Raw genomic sequence first — 20,106 nt, forward strand, 5'->3', positions numbered from 1 at the left:
TCCGCGTGGAGATCGAAATGCAAAAGCTCAAATCGGCGCTGGGCACGGTCCTGCGGATCGCGCTTCCCTATTTCCGTTCATCCGAGATGTGGGTGGCGATCGGGCTGCTCGCGATCGTCATCGGGCTTCGGTTGTTCAACGTCTGGCTCGATGTCAAATTCAACTACTGGAACAATGATTTCTATACGGCGCTGCAGAAGAAGGACTGGACCACCTTCGCCTATCAGATGTTCGTAGTGTTTTCCTGGATCGCGGCGCTCTCGATCATCACAACGGTCTACCAGCTCTATTTCTCGCAATGGCTGCAGATCCGCTGGCGCAACTGGCTGACGCATAAATATGTCGACGAATGGATGTCGAAGGGCACGCATTACCGCATGCGCCTGGCCGGCAACCCGGCCGATAACCCGGACCAGCGTATTGCCGAGGATGCGGATCGCTTCACCGATGGCGCGCTGTCGATCGGCGTCGCGCTGCTGGGCCAGGTCGTCACCCTCGTCACCTTCATCTTCATCCTCTGGAGCCTGTCGTCGACCGCGCCGCTGATCGTCTTCGGCAAGAGCTACGCCATCCCCGGCTATCTGGTCTGGCTGGCGCTCGGCTATGCGATCCTCGGCACGCTGGTGACGCACTGGGTCGGCAAGCCGCTGGTGGCGTTGAGCTATCAGCAGCAGCGCTACGAGGCGGATTTCCGCTTCGCTCTGGTGCGGCTGCGCGAGAATGGCGAGGAGGTCGCGCTGCTCAAGGGGGAGGCTGCGGAACGCGCCGGTCTCTACGGGCGCTTCAACTCCGTGCTGTCGAACTTCTACCAGATCATGAGCCGGACCAAGAAGCTGACCTTCCTGACGGCCGGCTACAACCAGCTTGCGGTGATCTTCCCCTTCATCCTGATCAGTCCGCTCTATTTCGCCGGCTCGATCGAACTGGGCGGGCTGACGCAGATCGCCTCGGCTTTCGGCACCGTGCAGGGCGCACTTTCCTTCTTCGTCACCGCTTATTCGACGCTGGCGGGCTGGAAGGCGGTCGTCGATCGTCTCGATGGCTTCGAGAAGGCGATGGAGCATTCGGAAGAGATGGAGAGGGCAGGTCCTGCGCTCGCCGCCGACAGCGCCGACGCCGATCTCGTCATCAGCGGGCTGGTCGTCCATCTTCCCGATGGCCGCGAGATCGTCGACGTGCCGCAACTGACGCTGACCCCGCGCGAGCGCGTGCTCCTGACCGGGCCGTCCGGCTCCGGAAAGTCCAGCCTGTTCCGCGCGCTGGGCGGCATCTGGCCGTTCGGCAACGGCTCCATCCGCATCCCGGCCGGCTCCAACCTGCTGATCCTGCCGCAGGAAGCCTATATGCCGCTCGGCTCGCTCCGCACCGCTCTGGCCTATCCGCGCGACGCGGAAACGCTCTCCACCGAGCAGGCCCGCGAGGCGCTGGAGGCGGTCGGCCTGCCGCGGCTGGCGGACCGGCTGGACGAGGAGGCGCATTGGGGCAATCGCCTGTCCGGCGGCGAACAGCAGCGCATCGCCATCGCGCGCGCCATCCTCGCCGGCCCCGACTGGCTGCTGCTCGACGAGGCCACCAGCGCGCTCGACGAGAAGGCAGAGGCGTCGGTCTACAATCTGATCCGGGAACGGCTGCCGCATGCCACGGTGGTCTCGATCGGCCACCGCTCCAGTCTCACCGTCCTGCATGATCGCTTCCTCGAACTGGTCGAGAATGGCGGCGGCGGCCATGTGCTGGTCGAGCGCGAGGAGACGGCGCTCCAACGGGCGTGACAGATTGTTCCGCGCGGACGGGCCCTGCGCGGAATTGTTTACCCCAACTGAACAGTGTGTCGTGCCGTGGCTACGTTTCGGGTATCAATCGGATCGTCTATGTTTTGCTCCAGATCAATCGAACATGCCGATCCGGCATCTGGAGATAAAAATGACCGATACGACGTCGCAGAAGCTGATCGTGCCCGCCTTTGGCGGTCTTTACGCTGCATCGCCCTTTTTTGAAGCGGTTCTTCGCTTCGTGGTTGGTTTCTGGCTGGTTCCGCATGGCGCGCAGAAGCTGTTCGGCCTGTTCGGCGGTGGCGGCATCGAGGGCACGGCCGGCTTCTTTGGCTCGATCGGCCTGCAGCCGGCGGTCCTGCTGGCAACGCTCGCCGGTCTCGGCGAGTTCTTCGGCGGCCTGTTCCTTGCGATCGGCCTGCTGACCCGCCCGGCCGCGCTGGTCGCTGCCTTCGTCCTGCTGGTGGCGACGCTGACCGTCCATATCGGCAATGGCTTCTTCATGGCGACCGGCGGCTTCGAATATGCCTCGCTCTGGTTCTTCGCCGCGCTCTACTTCGTCTTCAAGGGCGGCAACCAGTACTCGGTCGACGCCAAGATCGGCCGCTCCTTCTAAGCGCTTTCGTTCGCAGTACGCTTTGCAAGGCCGCCCTTCGGGGCGGCCTTTTGCGTTTGGTGTCATGCGCCGGTGAGGTTGCCCGTTCAAGGTCGATGGGGTACGAAACGCGCCGCTAGATACGGTACGAAATGTACCTTCGGATGCGGTACAAGATGTATCGCTCGAGAGACGGGATCGACGACATGGCCGAGAAAGACAAGACGAACGCCTTGAAGGCGCGCCTGCCGCGTGGGCTCGTCGATCGCCATGCCGGCGCGATCAAGACGGCCGACCGGATGCTCTCCACGATTCGGGGCGTCTACGAACTCTATGGTTTCGAGCCGGTCGAGACGCCGCTGATCGAATATACGGATTCGCTCGGCAAGTTCCTGCCCGACCAGGACCGTCCCAATGAGGGCGTCTTCTCGTTCCAGGACGATGACGAGCAGTGGCTGAGCCTGCGCTACGATCTCACCGCGCCGCTCGCCCGCTATGTCGCCGAGAATTACGACCAGTTGCCGAAGCCCTATCGCAGCTATCGCAATGGCTGGGTGTTCCGCAACGAGAAGCCGGGTCCCGGACGTTTCCGCCAGTTCATGCAGTTCGACGCCGATACGGTGGGCTCCGCGTCGCCGGCTGCCGATGCCGAAATGTGCATGATGATGGCCGACACGATCGAGGCGCTCGGCATCAGCCGCGGCGACTACGTCATTCGCGTCAACAACCGCAAGGTTCTCGATGGGGTCATGGAGTCGATCGGCCTGGCGGGGCCCGAAAATGCAGGCAAGCGGCTGACAGTGCTGCGCGCCATCGACAAGCTCGACAAGTTCGGACCCGAGGGCGTCGAGCTTCTGCTCGGCGCAGGCCGCAAGGATGAAAGCGGCGACTTCACCAAGGGCGCCGGCCTCGACGAAGCCGGTGTCGCGACGGTGATGAAATATGTCGCCGCGCAATCGAGCGTCGGCAACGAGGCGACGGTCGAGAGCATCCGCCAGAATATCGGCATGGGCCCCTCCGGCGTCGAGGGGCTGAACGAGCTCGATCAGATCTCGGTCATCACCACCGCGGCCGGCTATTCGGACCGCATCAAGATCGATCCCTCGGTCGTGCGCGGCCTTGAATATTACACCGGCCCGGTCTTCGAAGCCGAGCTGCTGTTCGAGACGGTCAACGAAAAGGGCGAGCCCGCCCGCTTCGGCTCGGTCGGCGGCGGTGGCCGCTATGACGGGCTGGTGGGACGCTTCCGCAGCGAATCCATTCCGGCGACCGGTTTTTCGATCGGCGTCTCGCGACTGATGGCGGCGCTCACCGCGCTCGGCAAGGTTTCGGCGGAGGCCGAGATCGGCCCGGTCGTGGTGACGATCTTTGATCGCGACCGCATCGGCGAATACCAGAAGATGGTCACGGAACTGCGCAACGCCGGCATCCGTGCCGAGCTCTATCTCGGCGGTTCCGGGCCGAAGGCGCAGCTCAAATATGCCGACAAGCGCAATGCGCCCTGCGTCGTCATCCAGGGCGGCGACGAGAAGGCCAAGGGTGTCATCCAGGTCAAGGATCTGGCGCTCGGCAAGCAGATGTCGGCCGAGATCACCGACAACGCCGTCTGGCGGGAAGCTCGTCCGGCGCAGGTCGAGGTGCCGGAAACGGATCTGGTCGCCGCCGTGCGCGAGATCCTGGCGCGGCAAGCGGGGTGATGGACATGGTCGAAACGACCCGACTGCGCGTTCTTCTTTCCGAGGCAGGCTATCGCTTCGTCGAGCCGCCGATCGTCTCGGAGGCGAACGTCTTTCTCGACGTCGCCGGCGAGGATCTGCGTCGCCGCCTCTACCTGACGACCAGCGCCGATGGCCGCGAGCAGTGCCTGCGGCCGGAATTCACGATCCCGGTTTGCCTGCAGCACATCGCCACCGGCGATGCGCACCGTGCGGCCGACTACGCCTATCTCGGCCCCGTTTTCCGCCAGCGGCCCGGCGGAGCCAATGGCGAGTTCCTGCAGGCAGGCGTCGAATCGCTCGGCCGAACCGATCGAATCACAGCCGATGCCGACGTGCTGGCGCTGGCGCTCGATGCGGTCCGCGTCTACGGCCTCGACGAGCCGATCGTGCGGATCGGCGACTCGGCCCTGTTTTCCGCCGTGACCGAGCAACTGGGCATTGCCGCCGTCTGGAAGCGCCGCCTGTCGCGCGCCTTCGGCGACCGCGCCCGTCTCGATGCGACGATCGCCCGTCTTTCCGCCGGCGGGTCGGCCGAGACGCCGGCGCATGCCGGGTTCCTGGCCGCCATAGACGGCACGGATCACGAGGCGGCCCACCGCATCGTCGAGGACCTGCTGTCGATCGCCGGTATCCGCGCCGTGGGCGGCCGTTCGGCCGGCGAGATCGCCGACCGTTTCCTGGAGCAGTCGGCGCTGGCCGCCGGCGGCGGGCTCGACGAGCGCGCGCAGGCGGTGCTGGGTCGCTTCCTCGGCATCGTCGGCAAGCCAGCCGTCGTTCTGGACGATCTGAAGTCGCTGGCGCGCGATGAGAAGCTTGGCATCGAGGCGTCGGTCGAAGGGTTCGAAAAGCGGAGCGAAGGATTGGCGCGGCGCGGCATCGATCTGGAGCGGCTCGACTTCGCCGCCGATTTCGGCCGCCGTCTCGACTACTATTCCGGTTTCGTCTTCGAGATCTATGACAAGGCGCTTCCGGCTGGCCAGCAGGTGGTCGGCGGAGGCCGCTATGACCGGCTGATGCCGCTGCTCGGCGCCAAGTCCACTGTGCCCGCCGTCGGCTTCGCCCTCTGGCTTGATCGCGTCAAGGGAGAAGCGGCATGACCGACGCCCCCCTCGTTCTCGCCGTCCCCTCCAAGGGGCGGTTGCAGGAAAACGCCAACGCGTTCTTTGCCCGCGCCGGCCTGCCGGTCGTGCAGCAGGGCAGCGAGCGCTCCTATCGCGGCCGCATCGGCGGCCTGCCCGACGTCGAGGTCGCTTTCCTCTCGGCCTCCGAGATCACCCGCGAACTGGCCGCCGGCTCCGTGCATCTGGGGATCACGGGCCGCGACCTGGTCGAGGAGGAAGTCTCCGATTTCGCCCAGCGCCTCGATCTGGTGCTGCCGCTCGGATTCGGCCACGCCGACGTCGTGGTCGCCGTGCCCGAGGCCTGGATCGATGTCCGCTGCATGGCCGATCTCGACGATGTCGCGGCCGATTTCCGCTCGCGCCACAGCCGCTGGCTGACCGTCGCCACCAAATACGTCAACCTGACCCGGCGCTTCTTCACCCACCACGGCATTGCCGATTACCGGATCGTGGAAAGCCTTGGCGCGACCGAGGGCGCGCCGGCATCGGGCGCCGCCGACCTGATCGTCGACATCACCTCGACGGGCTCCACGCTCGCGGCCAACGCGCTGAAGATCGTCGGCGACGGCGTCATCCTGCAGTCCGAGGCACATCTGGTCGCCAGCCTCTCCGCCACGTGGAGCGGCGCGGCGCGTGGCGCCCTTCGCACCATCATCGACCGCATCGAGGCGGAATCGGCCGGGCGTTCCCTGCGCGAGATCCGGGCCGACGTCGCCGATGCGGAAGGGGCTGCCAAGGTCGCTGCCGATCGGTTCGGCGCGACCACGCCGTTCGGCATACCCTCGGGGCACTTGTTGCTGCATTGCCCAGCCGCCAAGGTCTATGCCTGCGCCGAATGGCTCCGCACCGGCGCCGGCGCCCGTACCGTGGCCGTTTCGCGGCTCGACACGGTGTTCTCTGCCACGAGCCCGCTGGCCGAGCACCTGCTGGGCCGCATCGACGGCCGCGCCCTGGCCTGAACCGGCATCTTCACCGCGCCGGTCAGGCGCGGTGACCGCGCAGAGCGCTGGGGATCGTCATGCAGGGACTGCATTGCTGCGTTGCAACATAGTCGTTTGCAATGCGGGAGGAACAGCTTACCTTTGCGTTATCACCCACCAAAGGGAGACACGCAGATGTTCAAGTCCTTGAAGAAGTTCCGCCGCAGCTGGTCGGAATATGTCAATTTCGACCCCGAAGCCGCGCAGCTCGCCCAGGCCGGCGATCTGATCGACCTGGAAATGATCCAGCGCGACCTCGACCGTCGCGGTCGTCGTTCCTACGGCGGCTACTGAGACGCCGAGGCTTTGCCTGGCAGCTTGAGTTCATAGCGCATGCGCGTCGCCTCGGCGCGACAGTGACAGCCCTCGACGTGGTCGTTGACCAGCCCCATCGCTTGCATGAAGGCATAGACGGTGGTTGGCCCGACAAAGTTCCAGCCGCGTCGCTTGAGATCCTTCGACAGCCGCACCGAAGTCGGTGACGTGCTGTTCGCCGTGAGGCTTGCCTTGTCGAACGCATCCGGCCGTTCGCTCGCCGGCGGCTCGAAACTCCACACATAGGCTGCGATCGAGCCTTCGCTTTCGATCAGTTCCAGCGCGCGTCGGGCATTGTTGATCGTCGAGACGATCTTGCCGCGATGGCGCACGATGCCGGGATCGGCGAGCAGCCGGGCGATGTCCTCGTCGCCGAATTGCGCCACCTTCGCCGGCTCGAAATTGGCGAAAGCCTGGCGGAATGTCTCGCGCTTGCGCAGGATCGTCAGCCAGGACAGACCCGACTGGAAGCCTTCGAGACAGAGCTTCTCGAACAGGCGGCGGTCATCCGTGACCGGTCTTCCCCATTCCTGATCATGATAGGCCTGGTACTCGGCGGTTCCGTTTGACCACCAGCAGCGGGGAACGCCGTCTTCGCCGGCGAGGATGCCATCGGGCAGGGACATGGGACTCTCGAAGTTCGCTTTTTGTTCCCGGAACTTTTACGACTGTCCATGGTGCGAGGGCAAGGCCCATCCTTGCAACGAAATCGCGCTTGCGTTGTTAACGCTCCGTTAGCCCTTCGTTCACCATCCCGATGGGCGGCCAGACCGCTTCACCTTTCCTTTGCCTGCTTTATCTAGCGTTCGGGAAAGGGGCTTACGGAGCGGCCCGAGCCGACCGGTCGCGACGCCGCAACGATCGATCTATCCTGCCCAACCCGCGCAACTCATTCGAGGCGTCCATGCGTAGTCCGCTGCAAAGAACCGTCCTCGCCGGCCTCGCCCTTCTCGGGCTGGCCGCAATCCCCGACGCCGCCCAGGCCTATGACCGCTACAGTCCGCGTCCGCCGGTGATGTATCCGGAGGAGGGGGAGGCCTGGTGGATGGAGCGGCCAACCTATGGCGCACCCCGGCGCTCGCGCGGGGCGGCGGAGACGGTGGGCCTGATGCCACGTTCGGAACGGCCGACCGGTCGCAAGTCGCGCCAGTTCGATCCCGCCTTCCTGCCGGCCATCGTCGAGTATGACGGTTCGGAACGGCCCGGCACCATCGTGATCGATACCGGGTCGCGCTACCTCTATCTGGTCGAGGGTGATGGCACGGCGCGTCGCTATGGCGTCGGCGTCGGCAAGCCCGGCTTCGAGTGGGCGGGCGCCCATACCATCACGCGCAAGGCGGAATGGCCGAGCTGGACGCCGCCGGCGGAAATGCGCGCCAGGCGGCCCGGCCTCCCGGTGCGCATGGAGGGCGGACTCGACAATCCGCTCGGCTCGCGCGCGCTCTATCTTGGTTCGTCGCTCTACCGCATCCATGGTTCGAATGAGCCCTGGTCGATCGGCAAGGCGGTTTCATCGGGCTGCATCCGCATGCGCAACCAGGATGTCGAGGATCTCTACGAGCGGGTCGGCGTCGGCACCCGGGTCGTCGTGCGCTAGCGGCAGGCATGAAAAAGGGGGCCTCGGCCCCCTTTGCATGTCGTTCGCGCGTCCGGCCTAGAAGGGCCAGAGCTTGCTGACGTCGAATTTCTTCTTCGTCTTCTCGGGCTCGGTCATCGGCGCGTTCGGATCCGCGGCGCGATAGGCGACGGGCGGCTCGGTCAGATATTTGCGCTTCGGCGTGCCGTCGGCATTGACCGAACCGGACTTGCCGGCGTGCAGGTCATTCCAGGCCTTCTTGCCTTCGGCCTTGCGGGCCTCGGAATATTCCTCCTCGCGGCGGCTGAAGCTGGTCTGGCCAGGCGCCAGGCGCAGATTGGGCGCGCCTTCGCTGTTCGGAGCGACGGCGTCGTTCTCGCGCTTTTTGCGGCGGGCAACGTCCAGATCCTTGGGCCAGTTCGGATCATTGACGGCCGCGACCGTCTGTCCCGGCGGGGGGAGGGACTTGGACGGCGGAACGACGATGCCGCCGCGCGGCTTGTAGTCGATCGGCGGCTTGTCCTCGCTGCCAAGGCTGGCGATGCTCATGACGTCCGTCAGCGTTTGCGTCTCGGGCGATACGCCTGTGCCGTAGGTCGTGCCGGAGCAGCCCGCGAGGGCGGCCAGAACGAGGGCTCCCGCAGGGAGAACCAGATAACGCTGAACAGTCGAAGCGGGCATGTCGATCGATCACTCCTGGGCGCGCTCGAATCGGCACACCTTAGCCTGTACCGTTGTTAAACGCAGAAAAGCAGGCAAAATTCCGGCACGGTCGTGCGCGCTCTTTTATCGGATCGGGTCTGCCGGGGCAACCAGCGGCGATGGCGCGACGGAGGCAAGCCGCTGATCCAGCGCCGTTCCGGGGCCCGCCGTGGCGAGAACGCGGCGCGCATCGAGCGAATCCCGGTCCATCTGCTCGATCAGCGCGTCGATGCTGTCGAAGCGCGCCTCGGGGCGAAGAAAGGCGTGAAAGGTTACGATTACGCTCTCGTCGTAGAGCTGCTCGTGGAAATCGAACACATGGACTTCCAGCAGTACGGCGCCATTGTCGAAGGTCGGCCGGCGGCCATAGCTGGCGACCGCGTGGTGCACGCTGCCATCGGCGCGGGTGAGGGTGACGGCGTAGATTCCGAGCGCCAGGCCGCAATCGGTCGGGAGGCGGATATTCGCGGTGGGATAGCCGAGTTCGCGGCCGCGCTTGTCACCGTGCTGGACCGGGCCGGTGACGAACCAGCGATAGCCGAGCTCGGCATTGGCCGCCTCGATCGATCCCTGTTCGAGGCAACGCCGCACGCGGCTCGAGGAAAAGGCGTCGCCATGCTCGTCCATGACGGCGCCAAGCACGGACAGGGTGAAGCCACGGCGCACGCCCTCATGCGCCAGAAAGGCCGGAGACCCCTGCCGGTCATGGCCGAAATGAAAATCATGGCCAATGATGGCGGCCGAAATCCCGAGTTGCCGGATCAGGACGGTGTCGACGAAGTCGCTGGCGGTGGTCTTCGCGAACTGCGGGTCGAAATTGACGACCACGATGCCGTCCAGCCCGAACGCGGCCGCGATTCGCGCCTTCGCTTCGACGGGGGTCAGCCGGAACAGCGGCGCGTCGGGGCGGAAGACGCTGCGGGGATGCGGCTCGAAGGTCAGCAGCAGGGCGGGTGTGTGATGGGCGTCCGCCTCGCTGCGCGCGGCTTCGAGCAGGGCCTGGTGGCCACGATGCATGCCGTCGAAATTGCCGATGGCGATGGCGCTTCGGCGGTAATCCGGGGGAAGGGCATCCAGCGGAAAGATCCGGGCGGGCGGCAGGGGCGCGTTGGCGCTCGTCATGATGGCTCCCGTTGAGCCGGCCGGTTGGGCAAGGGCGGCTGCGGCCGGAAATTGGCCTCTCGCTCGAACAGGGTCAAGCTGCGACTTTCTGCGGAGAGAGCGGCATGGGCGCCGGCAGGCGCGGCGCCCATCGTCCGGCTACCAGGTGAGGTGGGGGACGAATGCCCGCGCGCCAAGGTTCTTTTCGTCGAGGAAGCGGTGCACCGCCGTGGCCTCCGGGGATTCCGTCGGGCCGAAGCTGGCCGAATGGATGCCGCCGGTGACGAACAGCACGTCGAGGTTCTGGTCGCAGGCGCCGCGCAGGTCGGTCGGTGCGCCATCGCCGATCGCGATGACTGCGTCCCGGGCGATCGGCCCGCCGCGGATCGCCTCGGCCTTCTTCAGCGCCGCCTCGTAGATCGGCGCGTTGGGCTTGCCGGCGACGTAGCTGGTGCCGCCGATCGCCTTGTAGCGCTCGGCGAGCGAGCCGGCGCACCAGACGAAGCGGTCGCCGCGTTCGACGACGATGTCGGGATTGGCACAGATCATCGGCAGGCCGCGCCGGTGCCAGGCGGCAAAGCGCTCGGCATAATCGTCCGGCGTCTCCACCGTGTCGTCGAACAGGCCGGTGCAGGAAATCAGCTCCGCGTCGCCTTCGCCCACGAACTGCAGCTCGAGGCCGTCATAGAGTGTCTTCTCGCGCTCGCTGCCGACATGGAACGTCTTGGCCGATCCGCGCTCGACCAGGAGCGCGCGGGTGACGTCGCCGGAGGTGACGATCGCGTCGTAGCAATCCGGACTCACGCCCAGCGTCCCCATCTGTTCGACGATGAAATGGCTGGTGCGCGGCGCATTGGTGATCAGCACGACGGTGCCGCCCTGCGCGCGATAGCGCGCCAGCGCATCGCAGGCGGGCGCAAACGATCGCACGCCATTGTGGATGACACCCCAGACGTCACAGAGGACGGCACGATACTGGGCGGCGAGCTCCGACAGGCCGGAGACAGCGATGGGCGAAGTCGTATTGGTCATAGGCGGGGCGTATTGCTTCCGCTCGCAAGGGTCAAGCTCAGGCCTGCCGGATTACGGCCGGGCTGGATGAATTTGGCGTCGATTGCCAGCCGGCGCGGTGCCTTCCCTGCCAGGCGCCCGACGCGGCTTGTGTTGCGGACGTGTCGCTTGTTCTGTTTCAAACACCGATTTTGCGCCGTCCGGCCTTGATCTCGACAAGAAAACGCGGTGGGGTTGCGTAGCGTCAACTGGGCCCAAACATGGGGAATTTCGGTTTTCTCCATTCGGCTCGTGCCAAGTCCATGTTACCCAATCGGGTGAGCTTTTGGATATGCCGGGGCAGTTAACTGCTTTCTTTCGCCCCTGGATTGTTCCGGGGGGACAATGTTGTGCTTGAGCGCCCCGAGCGGCGCAAGATGACCGGCTTCGGGCGGCCGGGCGGTATTGTCCTGTCGATGGGACAGAGGCGACGTCAACTTGTGCAGGAGATAGGGAAGGGTCGTGAATTACATGCCGCCCGACTCAGGGTCTGCATTCAACCTCGATGAGGTTGACGCGGACCAGGCCCGCGCTGTTCTGGAGAAGATTCTGGGGAGTGCCGAGTTCGTCGCCTCGCCCCAGCTCTGCGCCTTTCTGACCTATATCGTAGAAGCCCGCCTGGCCGGCAACGAGCACACGCTGAAGGGCCAGACCATCGGCACCGTGGTGCTGGGCCGGCCGGAAGGCTACGATTCGCAGCGCGATCCGATCGTGCGCGTCGAGGCCAACCGGCTGCGCCGGACGCTGGCGTCCTACTATGAGCGCAGCGGCGCCGAAGACCCGGTGCGGATCGTCGTGGAGCGCGGCTCCTATGTGCCGCGCTTCGAGCGCTTGGTGCCGTTGCCGCCATCCCTGCCGGATGCGGCGGCGATGCCGCAACCCCCTCCGGTTCCGCAAACATCCACGCCCACGCCCGCTTCGGGCGGTCGGTGGCCGAACGCGATGGCAATCGGCGTCATTCTGGCGTCGATTGCCATCGCGCTTTTCGGTATCTTCCTCTTCTTGATTCAGCGCACGGCGGAGATGCCGGCCGGCAATAGCGCTGCTTCGGCAGCCACCGAGATGGCATCCGGTTCGGGCGTTGCCCAGCCGGCTAGCAGCCCCTATCTGCCGAGCATCGAAGTCATGCCGTTTGCCGCGCCGGCCGGGGGCGAGATCGCGGAACGCAGCGAGGAACTGGCCTCCGGGCTCACGGTGGCGCTCGCCCGGTTCCCGGAACTGCGCGTGCTCTCCGACCGCAGCCAGCCGGCGGATTTTCGTCTGGAAGGCGAGATTTCCGTGTCGGACAGGAGCAGCACGGTTGCGATGCGCCTGCTTTCGACGCCGGCCGCCGAGGTGCTGTGGAGCGCATCGGTCGACATGCCGATATCCGAGCTGATGTCGCGCGCGGGGATCGACCGCCTCCTGGCGGTTGCGACGACGGCGATCGCGCCGCAATTCGGCGCCATCGCCCAATATGTGGCGCGCAGCGATGGCAGGCTGGCCGGCGACATGGACGGCTATGATTGCCTGGTCGAGGCCCAGTTGCAGAAGCACCGGATCGACGGCGAGGCCTGGAGGCGTTTTGATGCCTGTCTCCGGGCGCTGATCCAGCGCTATCCGAGTTTCGCCAATGCGCGGGCGTCGCGCGCACTGCTGCTGATGGAGAATTTCCGCCTCAATCCCGACCAGTCGGCGGCGCAGGCCGCCCTGAAGGAGGCCGACGAACTGGCGCGTCAGGCGCTGCAACTCGAACCGGCCAATGTGCGCGCCATGACGGCGGTGGCGACGGTCGCCTTCGCCAAGGGCGACCTGGAAGCGGCGCGTACCGTCGGCCTGCGCGCCATTTCCTCGAATCCGCACGATCCGCTCTCGCGTTTGCAATATGTGCTCGCCCTCATCGCCTCCGACTATCCCGACCAGGCGCTCCAGCAATCCGCGGCCGCGCGGCTGCTCGACCCTGCGCATATCTCGTTCTACGATTCTCTGGAGTTCCTCGCGCGGCTCGGCAAGCCGACGCGCGCCGAGCCGATGTCCGGCGCGGTGATGGCGGATGTGTCGCTGCTGCCCTACGGTGCGATCGCGCGCATTTTGGCCTATGATGAGGCCGGCCAGATCCCGGCACGGGATGCCGCCGTGCAGGTTCTCTATGAATTGATGCCTCTTTTTGCGACCGACATGCCTACCGCGCTAAGCCGACAGTTTCCACCTTCACCCTTCACGCGGCGCCTCCAGGACGCATTGCACAAAGCCGGCGTCGGCACCTGATGGTGGCATCATGACCGAGCAGGATCCCCGTGCCGGGCCGAACGAGCCCGATATAGACCCGGACGAAGTCAGGGCGGCTCTTGCCGAAATCCAGGTCTGCGCGCCGTTCGTCGCTTCGCGGCAGTTGAACGCCTTCCTCAGCTACGTCGTCGGGAAGGCGCTGGCGGGAGAATCCGACCGCATCAAGGCCTATTCGATCGCCACCGAGGCGCTCGGCCGGCCGGAAACGTTTGATCCGGCCTCGGATCCCATCGTTCGGGTCGAGGCTGGCCGGCTCCGCAAGGCGCTCGATGCCTATTATCAGGCCGAGGGCATCGGCGCCGCGATCCGGATCGCCGTGCCGCGCGGCAGCTACGTGCCGCGTTTTGAACGGATCGATGTCCAGGCCCCGCAGGCCGACCTTTCGGACGTCGCGGCCGCGACGGAGGGAGAGGACGAAGCGCCCGCGACCCCGCATGCGACGCCGGCGGCCGCGGGGAAGCCCCGGCACCTTCGCCTTGTCGCCGCGCTGGGCGTTCTCGCGGTGCTGGTTGCCTTCGGCCTGTCGAGCAGTCCGCGGCTGCCTGCGGAACTGGCCCGGGCCCAGGCCAGCATCGGCGAGACGGCTTCGGCAAGCCGGCCCTCCGCCATCGCGCGGCTCCCGGCCACCAAGCCCGAGGCGCCGCGCATCTTCGTGGCGCCCTTCGCCGTGACGGACGAGATGTCGGTCGGGGTTTCCGGCAGCCAGTTCTCGACGATGCTGGCGACCGCGATGGCCCGTTTCGACGAGGTCACGGTCGTCACCCGTCCGGATGGCGACGCGGACTACAAGGTGAGCGGCAGACTGTCGTCCGGCGAAACCGGCATTTCGGTTTCGACGATGCTGACGAGCCGCGCCACGGGCCGCGTGATCTGGTCGTCGCAGGCGACGCTGCCACGCAACCCGATCCTTCCATCCCGGACGATCAACGAATTGTCGGGTTCGATCGCCACGGCTCTCGCCCAGCCCTATGGCGTCGTCCTGTCCGATCGTCTGGCGCGCAGCGACCTTCCCGATGATGGCTTTCCCTGCGTGATCCGGTCGTTCAACTATTGGCAGAGCTATACCCCGAAGGCGCATGACGAGGTCAGGGCCTGCCTGGAAGAGCTGACGCGCCGCTTTCCGGCCTATGCGCTCTCCTACGCGCAACTCGCCATGCTTTATCTTTCCGAAGACGAGGTCGCGGCGGATCCCGCGCTGCACCGGGCCTCGATTGACCGCGCGGTGAAGGCCTCCGCCCTGGCAGTGCAACTGGCGCCGACCAGTGCGCGGGCGATGCAGTCGCTGCAGTACACCTACTATTCCAATGGCCAGCTCCAGCGCGCCATCGAGGCTGGCAACCGCGCCATGCTGCTCAACCCGCTCGACACCGATATCCGTGCGTCGCAGGGACAGGTGCTGATCGTCGCCGGTCGCTACCAGCTCGGCCAGCGGCTGATCGAGGAAGCGGCCAGCAACAACACCGCTTACCCGCCCTGGTACGACCTTTACCTGGCGCTGGCGGCCTTCCAGGGCGGCAAGACCGAAGCGCTGCGCACGCTGATGGGGCGCGTCGACCTGCCCGACCATCCGCTCGCGGCGCTGCTGGAAATCATCGCCGCCAGCAATGGCGCCGCCCGCGAGGCCGCGGCGGCCCGCATGCGCGCCCGCTACCCCGCCATGGCGGCCGACCCGGCTATGGTGCTGGCCCGCGTCGTGCCGAACCCGGAACTGGTCGACAAGCTGGTGACCGCTGCCCGACGGGCGGGACTGCAAAGCTGAAATCGCCTGTCGTTTCACGCGATTGGCGACTGTTTCGGAACGTTTTGTTTACCCTGTTCTGAGAAGGATGGTTCGTCGCGGAAAATGTTTCGCGGCGGAAGAGGGGTCTTCCAGGCATGGGTTTCGTTGGCGGCTCGCAAGAGCTCGTTCAGGTTCTGATCGTCGATGCCGATCCGGTGCAGCGGCGCACCGTCTCCGCGCATCTGGCGTCTGAGGCAGGGCTGCGCTTTTCGACGGTCGCCTTCGCGACCAAGGCCGAGGCGATCGAACGCCTCGTCAGCCATCCGCACTCGATCGTCGTGGCCGACCTCGAAACCGTCGGCGGGGTCGACCAACTCGGCAGTTTCGCGGCCAATGATTCCTCCGTCATCGCGATGAGCGCGCGCGGCTCGGTCCATGCCGCCGTCGCCGCCATGCGCGCCGGCGCGATCGATTTCCTGCCCAAGCCGTTTGGCGCGGCGGCGCTGCTCGACCGGCTCGACGCGGCGATCGCGCAATGGTCGACGACGAAGCCGCTCGAGACCCGGGCGCCGGGACCCGTGCCGCCGAAGCCGGTTGCGGCCGGCCTGGCGCGCGAGGACTTCGAAGGCTTCATCGGCCGTTCGGCCGCGATGATGACCGTCTACGACCAGATCAGCCGGATCGCGCCCTCGCGCGCGCCGGTCTTCGTCACGGGCGAAAGCGGCACCGGCAAGGAGCTCTGCGCCGAGGCGATCCACACCCGGTCGGGGCGGGGCGACGGGCCCTTCATCGCCATCAACTGCAGCGCGATCCCGAAGGATCTGATGGAGAGCGAGATCTTCGGCCATGTCCGGGGTGCCTTCACCGGCGCGACCGAGACGCGGCTTGGCGCGGCCGAGCTCGCCGATGGCGGCACGCTGTTCCTCGACGAGATCGGCGAGATGGATCTCGGCCTGCAGGCGAAGTTGCTGCGCTTCATCCAGAGCGGCACCGTCCAGCGTGTCGGCGACGTCGCGACGCGGCGGGTCGATGTCCGCATCGTCTGCGCCACCCATCGCGATCCCTTCGTCGAAATCGCCGCCGGCCGCTTCCGCGAGGATCTCTTCTATCGTCTGCATGTCCTGCCGATCCAGCTTCCCGCCCTGCGGGAACGGCCCGAGGACATCCTGCCGCTCGCCTCGGCCTTTCTCTCCCGCTATGCGGCCGAGGAATCGCGCGGATTCCGAGGCTTCGATCCCGAGGCGGCGGCGATGCTGATGCGCCATCCCTGGCCGGGCAATGTCCGCGAACTGCAGAACGCGATCCGCCGCATGGTGGTGCTGCACCAGGGCGGCGAGGTCACGCTCGCCATGCTGCCACCGACGATCCGCCGGGGCACAGCGGCGCCGTCTGGCGCGTTTGCCGGCGTAGAAACCCGCGCCACGCCTGGGGTTGTGGCGCCGTTCTGGGAGCAGGAGCGTTCGATCATCGAGTGTGCGGTCGAGGCGCATGGCGGCAACATCGCCCGCGCGGCGGCGGCTCTGGAGATCAGTCCGTCGACGATTTATCGCAAGCGCCAGGCCTGGCTGGAGCGGCGGACCGCATAAGCCGTTGCGGCGCTGAATTAATCCTCCTTTGTGGAGGCCCTTGCGCAGGACGCGGCGGAACGGCATGTTCGCGCGAAATGGGGCTGTACGGGCGCTTGGCGCGCCTGAGACGAGGGGAAAGATATGAAGGACTGGGCATCCCGGGTTTCCGGGATTGCAGTGGCGGGCGCTTTGCTTTTCGCTGTGTCGGGCGTCGCAGGCGCCGGTGAAGTCGCCGACAAGGCCGGAGAAGCGGAAACCCTGCTCCAGGCCGGCAAGCCCGCCGAGGCCCAGGCCGCGCTGGATGGCGCCGTCGATGCGTTCTGGAAGAATGCGCCGCTCACGCTGAAGAACGCCCGCTTCGTCGACGAAGCCAAGGGCTTTGGCGACTACGTCCCGCATGACGGCAACCGTTTCGGCCCGTCCAGCCCGATCCAGATCTATGTGGAGCCGCAGGGTTTCGGCTGGACCGAGGTTGCCGGGGGCTACAAGATCGCCCTGTCGTCCGAAATCGAGATCCGCAACGCCAGCGGCCAGATCCTGACCAAGTCGTCGGCCCCGGCGCTGTTCGAGAAGATCAGCCGCAACCGCAATCGCGAGTTCCAGATCACCGTCGGCGTCCAGCTGCCGGCCCTGAAGGCTGGCGACTACGTGCTGGTTCTGACCGTCACCGACGCCGCGACCGGACGCACGGCGCCCGTCGAGCTGCCGTTCTCGATCACCGGCTGAGCCTTCGGTCCAGAGCTGTGACAGCTATCATAGCCCAGCCGGCCCGATCGGGCGCAGGGTGGCGGAACGCTGGACGGCTGTCTTCCGACTTCTCCTGCTTGCGACGCGCTGAATGACCTCTGTCTATGACCTGAAGCCGCGCTTTCAGGCGCTGCTGCGCCCGCTGACGCGTGGGCTTGTCGCCCAGGGCGTCACGGCCAACCAGGTGACGGTCGCCGCCATGCTGGCCAGCCTCGGCACGGCGATCGCGCTGTGGTGGCTGGCCGGCGACCGTGCCAGCCTGCTGCTCCTGCCGCTGCTCCTGCTCGTGCGGATGGCGCTCAACGCCATAGACGGCATGATCGCCCGCGAACACGACCAGAAGAGCCAGCTCGGCGCCATCCTGAACGAGGTCGGCGACGTCGTGTCGGATGCGGCGCTCTATCTGGCGCTGGTGCCGGCGCTGGCGCCCTATGGCGCGCACGCCTTTCCGATCGTCCTCTTCGTCATCGCGGCGATCCTGACCGAATTCGTCGGCGTGCTGGTCCAGGCGCTCGGCGCCGGCCGCCGCTATGACGGCCCGATGGGCAAATCGGACCGCGCCGCCGTGGTGGGTCTGGCAGCCTTCCTGATCGCGCTCGGCGTTCCGGCCGGCTGGTGGCTGGACGGCATCATGCTGCTCCTCGCCTTCCTCGCCCTCTGGACCTGCTTCAACCGCGCCCGCCACGCGCTGCGGGCAGAAACCTGATGTCGGATATCGCTTTCCAGTTCGTTCTGTTCGGCCTGCCGGCGCAGATCGTCGTCACGCTGGCGCTGGTCGTTCTCGGCCTGCTCGGAGCGACCCTGCTGGTGTGGCTGCGCGCCGCTCCGCCCAAGGAGGACGAAAAGGCCAATGAGAAGCGGCGGGAGCTGAAGGCCCGAATCGGCAGCTGGTGGGCGATGGTCACGCTGCTCGTCGTCGCGCTGGCGCTGGGCCGCACGGCGATGATCGTGCTGCTGGCCTTCGTCAGCTATCTGGCGCTGAAGGAATATCTGACGATCATCCCGACCCGGAAGGCCGACCGCGTCGTGCTGCTGGTCGCCTATCTCGCCGTGCCGGTCCAGTACTACTGGGTCGGGATCGGCTGGTACGGCATGTTCGTCATCTTCATCCCCGTCTACATGTTCCTGATCCTGCCGGCCGCCATGGTGTTGCGCGGCGAGACGCAGGGCTTCCTGAAGGCGGCGGGCACGCTGCATTGGGGGCTGATGACCTCGGTCTTCGCCGTCAGCCATGCCGCCTATCTGCTCGCCGTGCCGCCGCCCGATGCGCCGCTCGGCATGGGGGCGGGGCTGCTGGTCTTCCTGCTGATCGCGACCGAGTTCAACGACGTCGCCCAGTTCGTCTCCGGCAAGCTGATCGGCCGGCGCAAGATCACGCCGCGGGTCTCGCCCAACAAGACGATCGGCGGCTTTCTCGGAGGCCTCGTGGCGACGATCCTGCTCTCCGCCGCGCTGGCGCCGATCCTGACGCCGATCGGCGCCTGGCAGGCGGCGGTTATCGGCGCGCTGCTGGCGACCGCCGGCTTCTTCGGCGATATCGTCATGTCGGCGCTGAAGCGCGACCTCGGCATCAAGGACACCGGCACCATGCTGCCGGGCCATGGCGGCATTCTCGATCGCATCGACAGCCTGGTCTTCACCGCGCCGATCTTCTTCCACGCCGTCCGCTACTTCTATTTTTGAGCATCCCCGATGACCGCCCGCGACATTCTGCGTTTGCTGTTTTTCGCGCTTCTGGTGCGGCCGTTCCTACTGGTGGCGATCGGTCTTTCGGTGCGCCACCGCGAGCGGCTGCCCAAGGATGGCCCGGTGATCATCGCCGCCAATCACAACAGCCATCTCGACACGCTGGCGCTGATGTCGCTTTTTCCGCTCCGGAAGCTGCGTCGGGTGCGGGCCGTGGCGGCGGCGGATTACTTTCTGAAGAACCGGCTGCTCAAATGGTTCGCCGTCGACCTGATCGGCATCCTGCCGATCGAGCGCAGCAGCGGCCGGGGCGGGGCGGATCCGCTGGCCGATGCGCTGGCGGCGCTCGATGCCGGCGACATCCTGATCTTCTTCCCCGAGGGCTCGCGCGGCGAGCCGGAAATGCGCCAGGCCTTCAAGCGCGGCGTCGCCCATATCGCCCGCCGGCGCCCCAACGTTCCGGTGCTGCCGGCGTTCCTGCGCGGCTTCGGCAAGGTGTTGCCGAAGGGGGTTCATCTTCCTGTCCCATTCTTCTGCGATGTGGTGATCGGCGAACCGATGACGGGCGCCGGGGAGGGCTTCGTCCAGCGGCTCGAGGCGGCGGTCGATTCGCTCGGCCGGGAGACGCCCAGTTCCGAATGGGCCTGAGCGGGGACATACCCCGATCGGCCATCGCCAAAAAAGTGAGCCAGGCCTGAAGGCCGTCTCCTTGACAATCCTCCCCGGGCCTCCTAGTTCAGGGCTGCCTGCTAGCACTCCCCATCGGTGAGTGCCAGCGCCCCACATTAGCGGGTGGTCCGGTCCGGATCGCCCTGCACGCGAGGAGAGAACAAACATGGCATTCCGTCCTCTGCACGACCGCGTCGTCGTCCGCCGCGTAGCGTCGGAAGAGAAGACTGCCGGCGGCATCATCATCCCCGACACCGTCAAGGAAAAGCCGCAGGAAGGCGAAGTCGTCGCTGTTGGCCCCGGCGCTCGTGACGAGGCTGGCAAGCTGGTCGCTCTCGACGTCAAGGCTGGCGACCGCATCCTGTTCGGCAAGTGGTCGGGCACCGAAGTCAAGATCGACGGTGAAGAGCTCCTGATCATGAAGGAGTCGGACATCCTCGGCGTTATCGAAGGCAAGGCCGGCAAGGGCAAGTAAGCCGCGCGGGGTTCGCCCCGGACGCGAATTACGTTTGTCTGCCACA

Annotated in this window: 19 protein-coding genes; 15 read left to right on the plus strand and 4 right to left on the minus strand. The window is 66.3% G+C overall.

Annotation, left to right across the window (positions count from 1 at the left end):
• The first annotated feature begins 17 nt into the window (after positions 1–17).
• The 6 genes from OSH10_RS18900 (at position 18) to OSH10_RS18925 (ending at position 6,477) form a co-directional block, all read left to right on the plus strand.
• Positions 18–1,769: an ABC transporter ATP-binding protein/permease gene (locus tag OSH10_RS18900; protein WP_266333554.1), complete on the plus strand. Its 1,752-nt coding sequence runs from the start codon at positions 18–20 to the stop codon at positions 1,767–1,769.
• 151 nt (positions 1,770–1,920) lie between these two features.
• Positions 1,921–2,385 (plus strand): DoxX family protein, encoded by a 465-nt coding sequence (locus tag OSH10_RS18905; protein WP_266333556.1) that lies wholly within the window; start codon positions 1,921–1,923, stop codon positions 2,383–2,385.
• Positions 2,386–2,570: 185 nt separating this feature from the next.
• Positions 2,571–4,061, plus strand: a complete 1,491-nt coding sequence (hisS, locus tag OSH10_RS18910) for a histidine--tRNA ligase (RefSeq protein WP_266333558.1) — start codon at positions 2,571–2,573, stop codon at positions 4,059–4,061.
• A 5-nt stretch (positions 4,062–4,066) separates the two neighbouring features.
• Positions 4,067–5,179, plus strand: coding sequence for an ATP phosphoribosyltransferase regulatory subunit (locus OSH10_RS18915; RefSeq protein WP_266333560.1), 1,113 nt, complete (start codon positions 4,067–4,069; stop codon positions 5,177–5,179).
• A complete protein-coding gene (hisG, locus tag OSH10_RS18920; protein WP_266333562.1) occupies positions 5,176–6,162 on the plus strand; it encodes an ATP phosphoribosyltransferase in 987 nt (328 codons plus the stop codon). The genes OSH10_RS18915 and hisG overlap by 4 nt, the downstream gene beginning before the upstream one ends.
• A gap of 156 nt (positions 6,163–6,318) precedes the next feature.
• Positions 6,319–6,477 (plus strand): hypothetical protein, encoded by a 159-nt coding sequence (locus OSH10_RS18925; protein ID WP_266333564.1) that lies wholly within the window; start codon positions 6,319–6,321, stop codon positions 6,475–6,477.
• On the opposite strand, the gene OSH10_RS18930 is transcribed toward OSH10_RS18925, so the two are convergent.
• The gene (locus OSH10_RS18930) at positions 6,471–7,124 is read right to left on the minus strand and encodes a DNA-3-methyladenine glycosylase I (protein WP_266333566.1); all 654 of its coding nucleotides are present in this window, start codon (positions 7,122–7,124) and stop codon (positions 6,471–6,473) included. The two genes, OSH10_RS18925 and OSH10_RS18930, sit on opposite strands and share 7 nt — an antisense overlap.
• Before the next feature lie 278 nt (positions 7,125–7,402).
• Here OSH10_RS18930 and OSH10_RS18935 point away from each other — a divergent pair, with 278 nt between their 5' ends.
• Positions 7,403–8,095 carry a L,D-transpeptidase gene (locus tag OSH10_RS18935; RefSeq protein ID WP_266333568.1) on the plus strand — a complete coding sequence of 231 codons (693 nt, stop codon included), beginning with the start codon at positions 7,403–7,405 and terminating at the stop codon, positions 8,093–8,095.
• Positions 8,096–8,152: 57 nt separating this feature from the next.
• On the opposite strand, the gene OSH10_RS18940 is transcribed toward OSH10_RS18935, so the two are convergent.
• From OSH10_RS18940 to OSH10_RS18950, 3 genes are all read right to left on the minus strand, one after another.
• The gene (locus OSH10_RS18940; RefSeq protein ID WP_266333570.1) at positions 8,153–8,755 is read right to left on the minus strand and encodes a hypothetical protein; all 603 of its coding nucleotides are present in this window, start codon (positions 8,753–8,755) and stop codon (positions 8,153–8,155) included.
• A 105-nt stretch (positions 8,756–8,860) separates the two neighbouring features.
• On the minus strand, positions 8,861–9,898 hold the full coding sequence (locus tag OSH10_RS18945; protein WP_266333571.1) for a bifunctional riboflavin kinase/FAD synthetase: 1,038 nt from the start codon (positions 9,896–9,898) through the stop codon (positions 8,861–8,863).
• A 138-nt stretch (positions 9,899–10,036) separates the two neighbouring features.
• Positions 10,037–10,909 (minus strand): TIGR01459 family HAD-type hydrolase, encoded by an 873-nt coding sequence (locus OSH10_RS18950; RefSeq protein WP_266333573.1) that lies wholly within the window; start codon positions 10,907–10,909, stop codon positions 10,037–10,039.
• A gap of 489 nt (positions 10,910–11,398) precedes the next feature.
• Here OSH10_RS18950 and OSH10_RS18955 point away from each other — a divergent pair, with 489 nt between their 5' ends.
• The 8 genes from OSH10_RS18955 to groES all read left to right on the plus strand — a co-directional run bounded on the left by OSH10_RS18955 (position 11,399) and on the right by groES (position 20,060).
• A complete protein-coding gene (locus tag OSH10_RS18955) occupies positions 11,399–13,174 on the plus strand; it encodes a hypothetical protein (RefSeq protein WP_266333575.1) in 1,776 nt (591 codons plus the stop codon).
• 10 nt (positions 13,175–13,184) lie between these two features.
• Positions 13,185–14,954: a hypothetical protein gene (locus tag OSH10_RS18960; protein WP_266333577.1), complete on the plus strand. Its 1,770-nt coding sequence runs from the start codon at positions 13,185–13,187 to the stop codon at positions 14,952–14,954.
• A 116-nt stretch (positions 14,955–15,070) separates the two neighbouring features.
• A complete protein-coding gene (locus tag OSH10_RS18965; protein ID WP_266333579.1) occupies positions 15,071–16,501 on the plus strand; it encodes a sigma-54-dependent transcriptional regulator in 1,431 nt (476 codons plus the stop codon).
• A 123-nt stretch (positions 16,502–16,624) separates the two neighbouring features.
• Complete coding sequence (locus OSH10_RS18970; RefSeq protein WP_266333581.1) at positions 16,625–17,209, plus strand: hypothetical protein; 585 nt, start codon at positions 16,625–16,627, stop codon at positions 17,207–17,209.
• Positions 17,210–17,321: 112 nt separating this feature from the next.
• Positions 17,322–17,936: a CDP-alcohol phosphatidyltransferase family protein gene (locus tag OSH10_RS18975; protein WP_266333583.1), complete on the plus strand. Its 615-nt coding sequence runs from the start codon at positions 17,322–17,324 to the stop codon at positions 17,934–17,936.
• Complete coding sequence (locus tag OSH10_RS18980; protein ID WP_266333585.1) at positions 17,936–18,913, plus strand: phosphatidate cytidylyltransferase; 978 nt, start codon at positions 17,936–17,938, stop codon at positions 18,911–18,913. Before OSH10_RS18975 ends, OSH10_RS18980 begins: the two co-directional genes overlap by 1 nt.
• A gap of 9 nt (positions 18,914–18,922) precedes the next feature.
• Positions 18,923–19,564 (plus strand): lysophospholipid acyltransferase family protein, encoded by a 642-nt coding sequence (locus tag OSH10_RS18985; protein ID WP_266333587.1) that lies wholly within the window; start codon positions 18,923–18,925, stop codon positions 19,562–19,564.
• Positions 19,565–19,751: 187 nt separating this feature from the next.
• On the plus strand, positions 19,752–20,060 hold the full coding sequence (gene groES / locus OSH10_RS18990; protein WP_266333589.1) for a co-chaperone GroES: 309 nt from the start codon (positions 19,752–19,754) through the stop codon (positions 20,058–20,060).
• The last annotated feature ends 46 nt before the right edge of the window (positions 20,061–20,106 follow it).

This window comes from Kaistia defluvii, assembly GCF_026343955.1.
In the GTDB taxonomy this organism is placed as follows: domain Bacteria; phylum Pseudomonadota; class Alphaproteobacteria; order Rhizobiales; family Kaistiaceae; genus Kaistia; species Kaistia defluvii.

Excerpts from the sequence above, each read along its gene's own strand:
- hisS (WP_266333558.1), top strand. The coding sequence starts at position 2,571 with ATGGCCGAGAAAGACAAGACGAACGCCTTGAAGGCGCGCCTGCCGCGT.
- OSH10_RS18985 (WP_266333587.1), top strand. The coding sequence starts at position 18,923 with ATGACCGCCCGCGACATTCTGCGTTTGCTGTTTTTCGCGCTTCTGGTG.
- OSH10_RS18905 (WP_266333556.1), top strand. The coding sequence starts at position 1,921 with ATGACCGATACGACGTCGCAGAAGCTGATCGTGCCCGCCTTTGGCGGT.
- hisG (WP_266333562.1), top strand. The coding sequence starts at position 5,176 with ATGACCGACGCCCCCCTCGTTCTCGCCGTCCCCTCCAAGGGGCGGTTG.
- OSH10_RS18975 (WP_266333583.1), top strand. The coding sequence starts at position 17,322 with ATGACCTCTGTCTATGACCTGAAGCCGCGCTTTCAGGCGCTGCTGCGC.
- OSH10_RS18965 (WP_266333579.1), top strand. The coding sequence starts at position 15,071 with ATGGGTTTCGTTGGCGGCTCGCAAGAGCTCGTTCAGGTTCTGATCGTC.
- OSH10_RS18915 (WP_266333560.1), top strand. The coding sequence starts at position 4,067 with ATGGTCGAAACGACCCGACTGCGCGTTCTTCTTTCCGAGGCAGGCTAT.
- OSH10_RS18950 (WP_266333573.1), bottom strand. The coding sequence starts at position 10,909 with ATGACCAATACGACTTCGCCCATCGCTGTCTCCGGCCTGTCGGAGCTC.
- OSH10_RS18960 (WP_266333577.1), top strand. The coding sequence starts at position 13,185 with ATGACCGAGCAGGATCCCCGTGCCGGGCCGAACGAGCCCGATATAGAC.
- OSH10_RS18980 (WP_266333585.1), top strand. The coding sequence starts at position 17,936 with ATGTCGGATATCGCTTTCCAGTTCGTTCTGTTCGGCCTGCCGGCGCAG.
- OSH10_RS18940 (WP_266333570.1), bottom strand. The coding sequence starts at position 8,755 with ATGCCCGCTTCGACTGTTCAGCGTTATCTGGTTCTCCCTGCGGGAGCC.
- OSH10_RS18935 (WP_266333568.1), top strand. The coding sequence starts at position 7,403 with ATGCGTAGTCCGCTGCAAAGAACCGTCCTCGCCGGCCTCGCCCTTCTC.
- OSH10_RS18925 (WP_266333564.1), top strand. The coding sequence starts at position 6,319 with ATGTTCAAGTCCTTGAAGAAGTTCCGCCGCAGCTGGTCGGAATATGTC.
- OSH10_RS18900 (WP_266333554.1), top strand. The coding sequence starts at position 18 with ATGCAAAAGCTCAAATCGGCGCTGGGCACGGTCCTGCGGATCGCGCTT.
- OSH10_RS18945 (WP_266333571.1), bottom strand. The coding sequence starts at position 9,898 with ATGACGAGCGCCAACGCGCCCCTGCCGCCCGCCCGGATCTTTCCGCTG.
- OSH10_RS18930 (WP_266333566.1), bottom strand. The coding sequence starts at position 7,124 with ATGTCCCTGCCCGATGGCATCCTCGCCGGCGAAGACGGCGTTCCCCGC.
- OSH10_RS18955 (WP_266333575.1), top strand. The coding sequence starts at position 11,399 with ATGCCGCCCGACTCAGGGTCTGCATTCAACCTCGATGAGGTTGACGCG.
- OSH10_RS18970 (WP_266333581.1), top strand. The coding sequence starts at position 16,625 with ATGAAGGACTGGGCATCCCGGGTTTCCGGGATTGCAGTGGCGGGCGCT.
- groES (WP_266333589.1), top strand. The coding sequence starts at position 19,752 with ATGGCATTCCGTCCTCTGCACGACCGCGTCGTCGTCCGCCGCGTAGCG.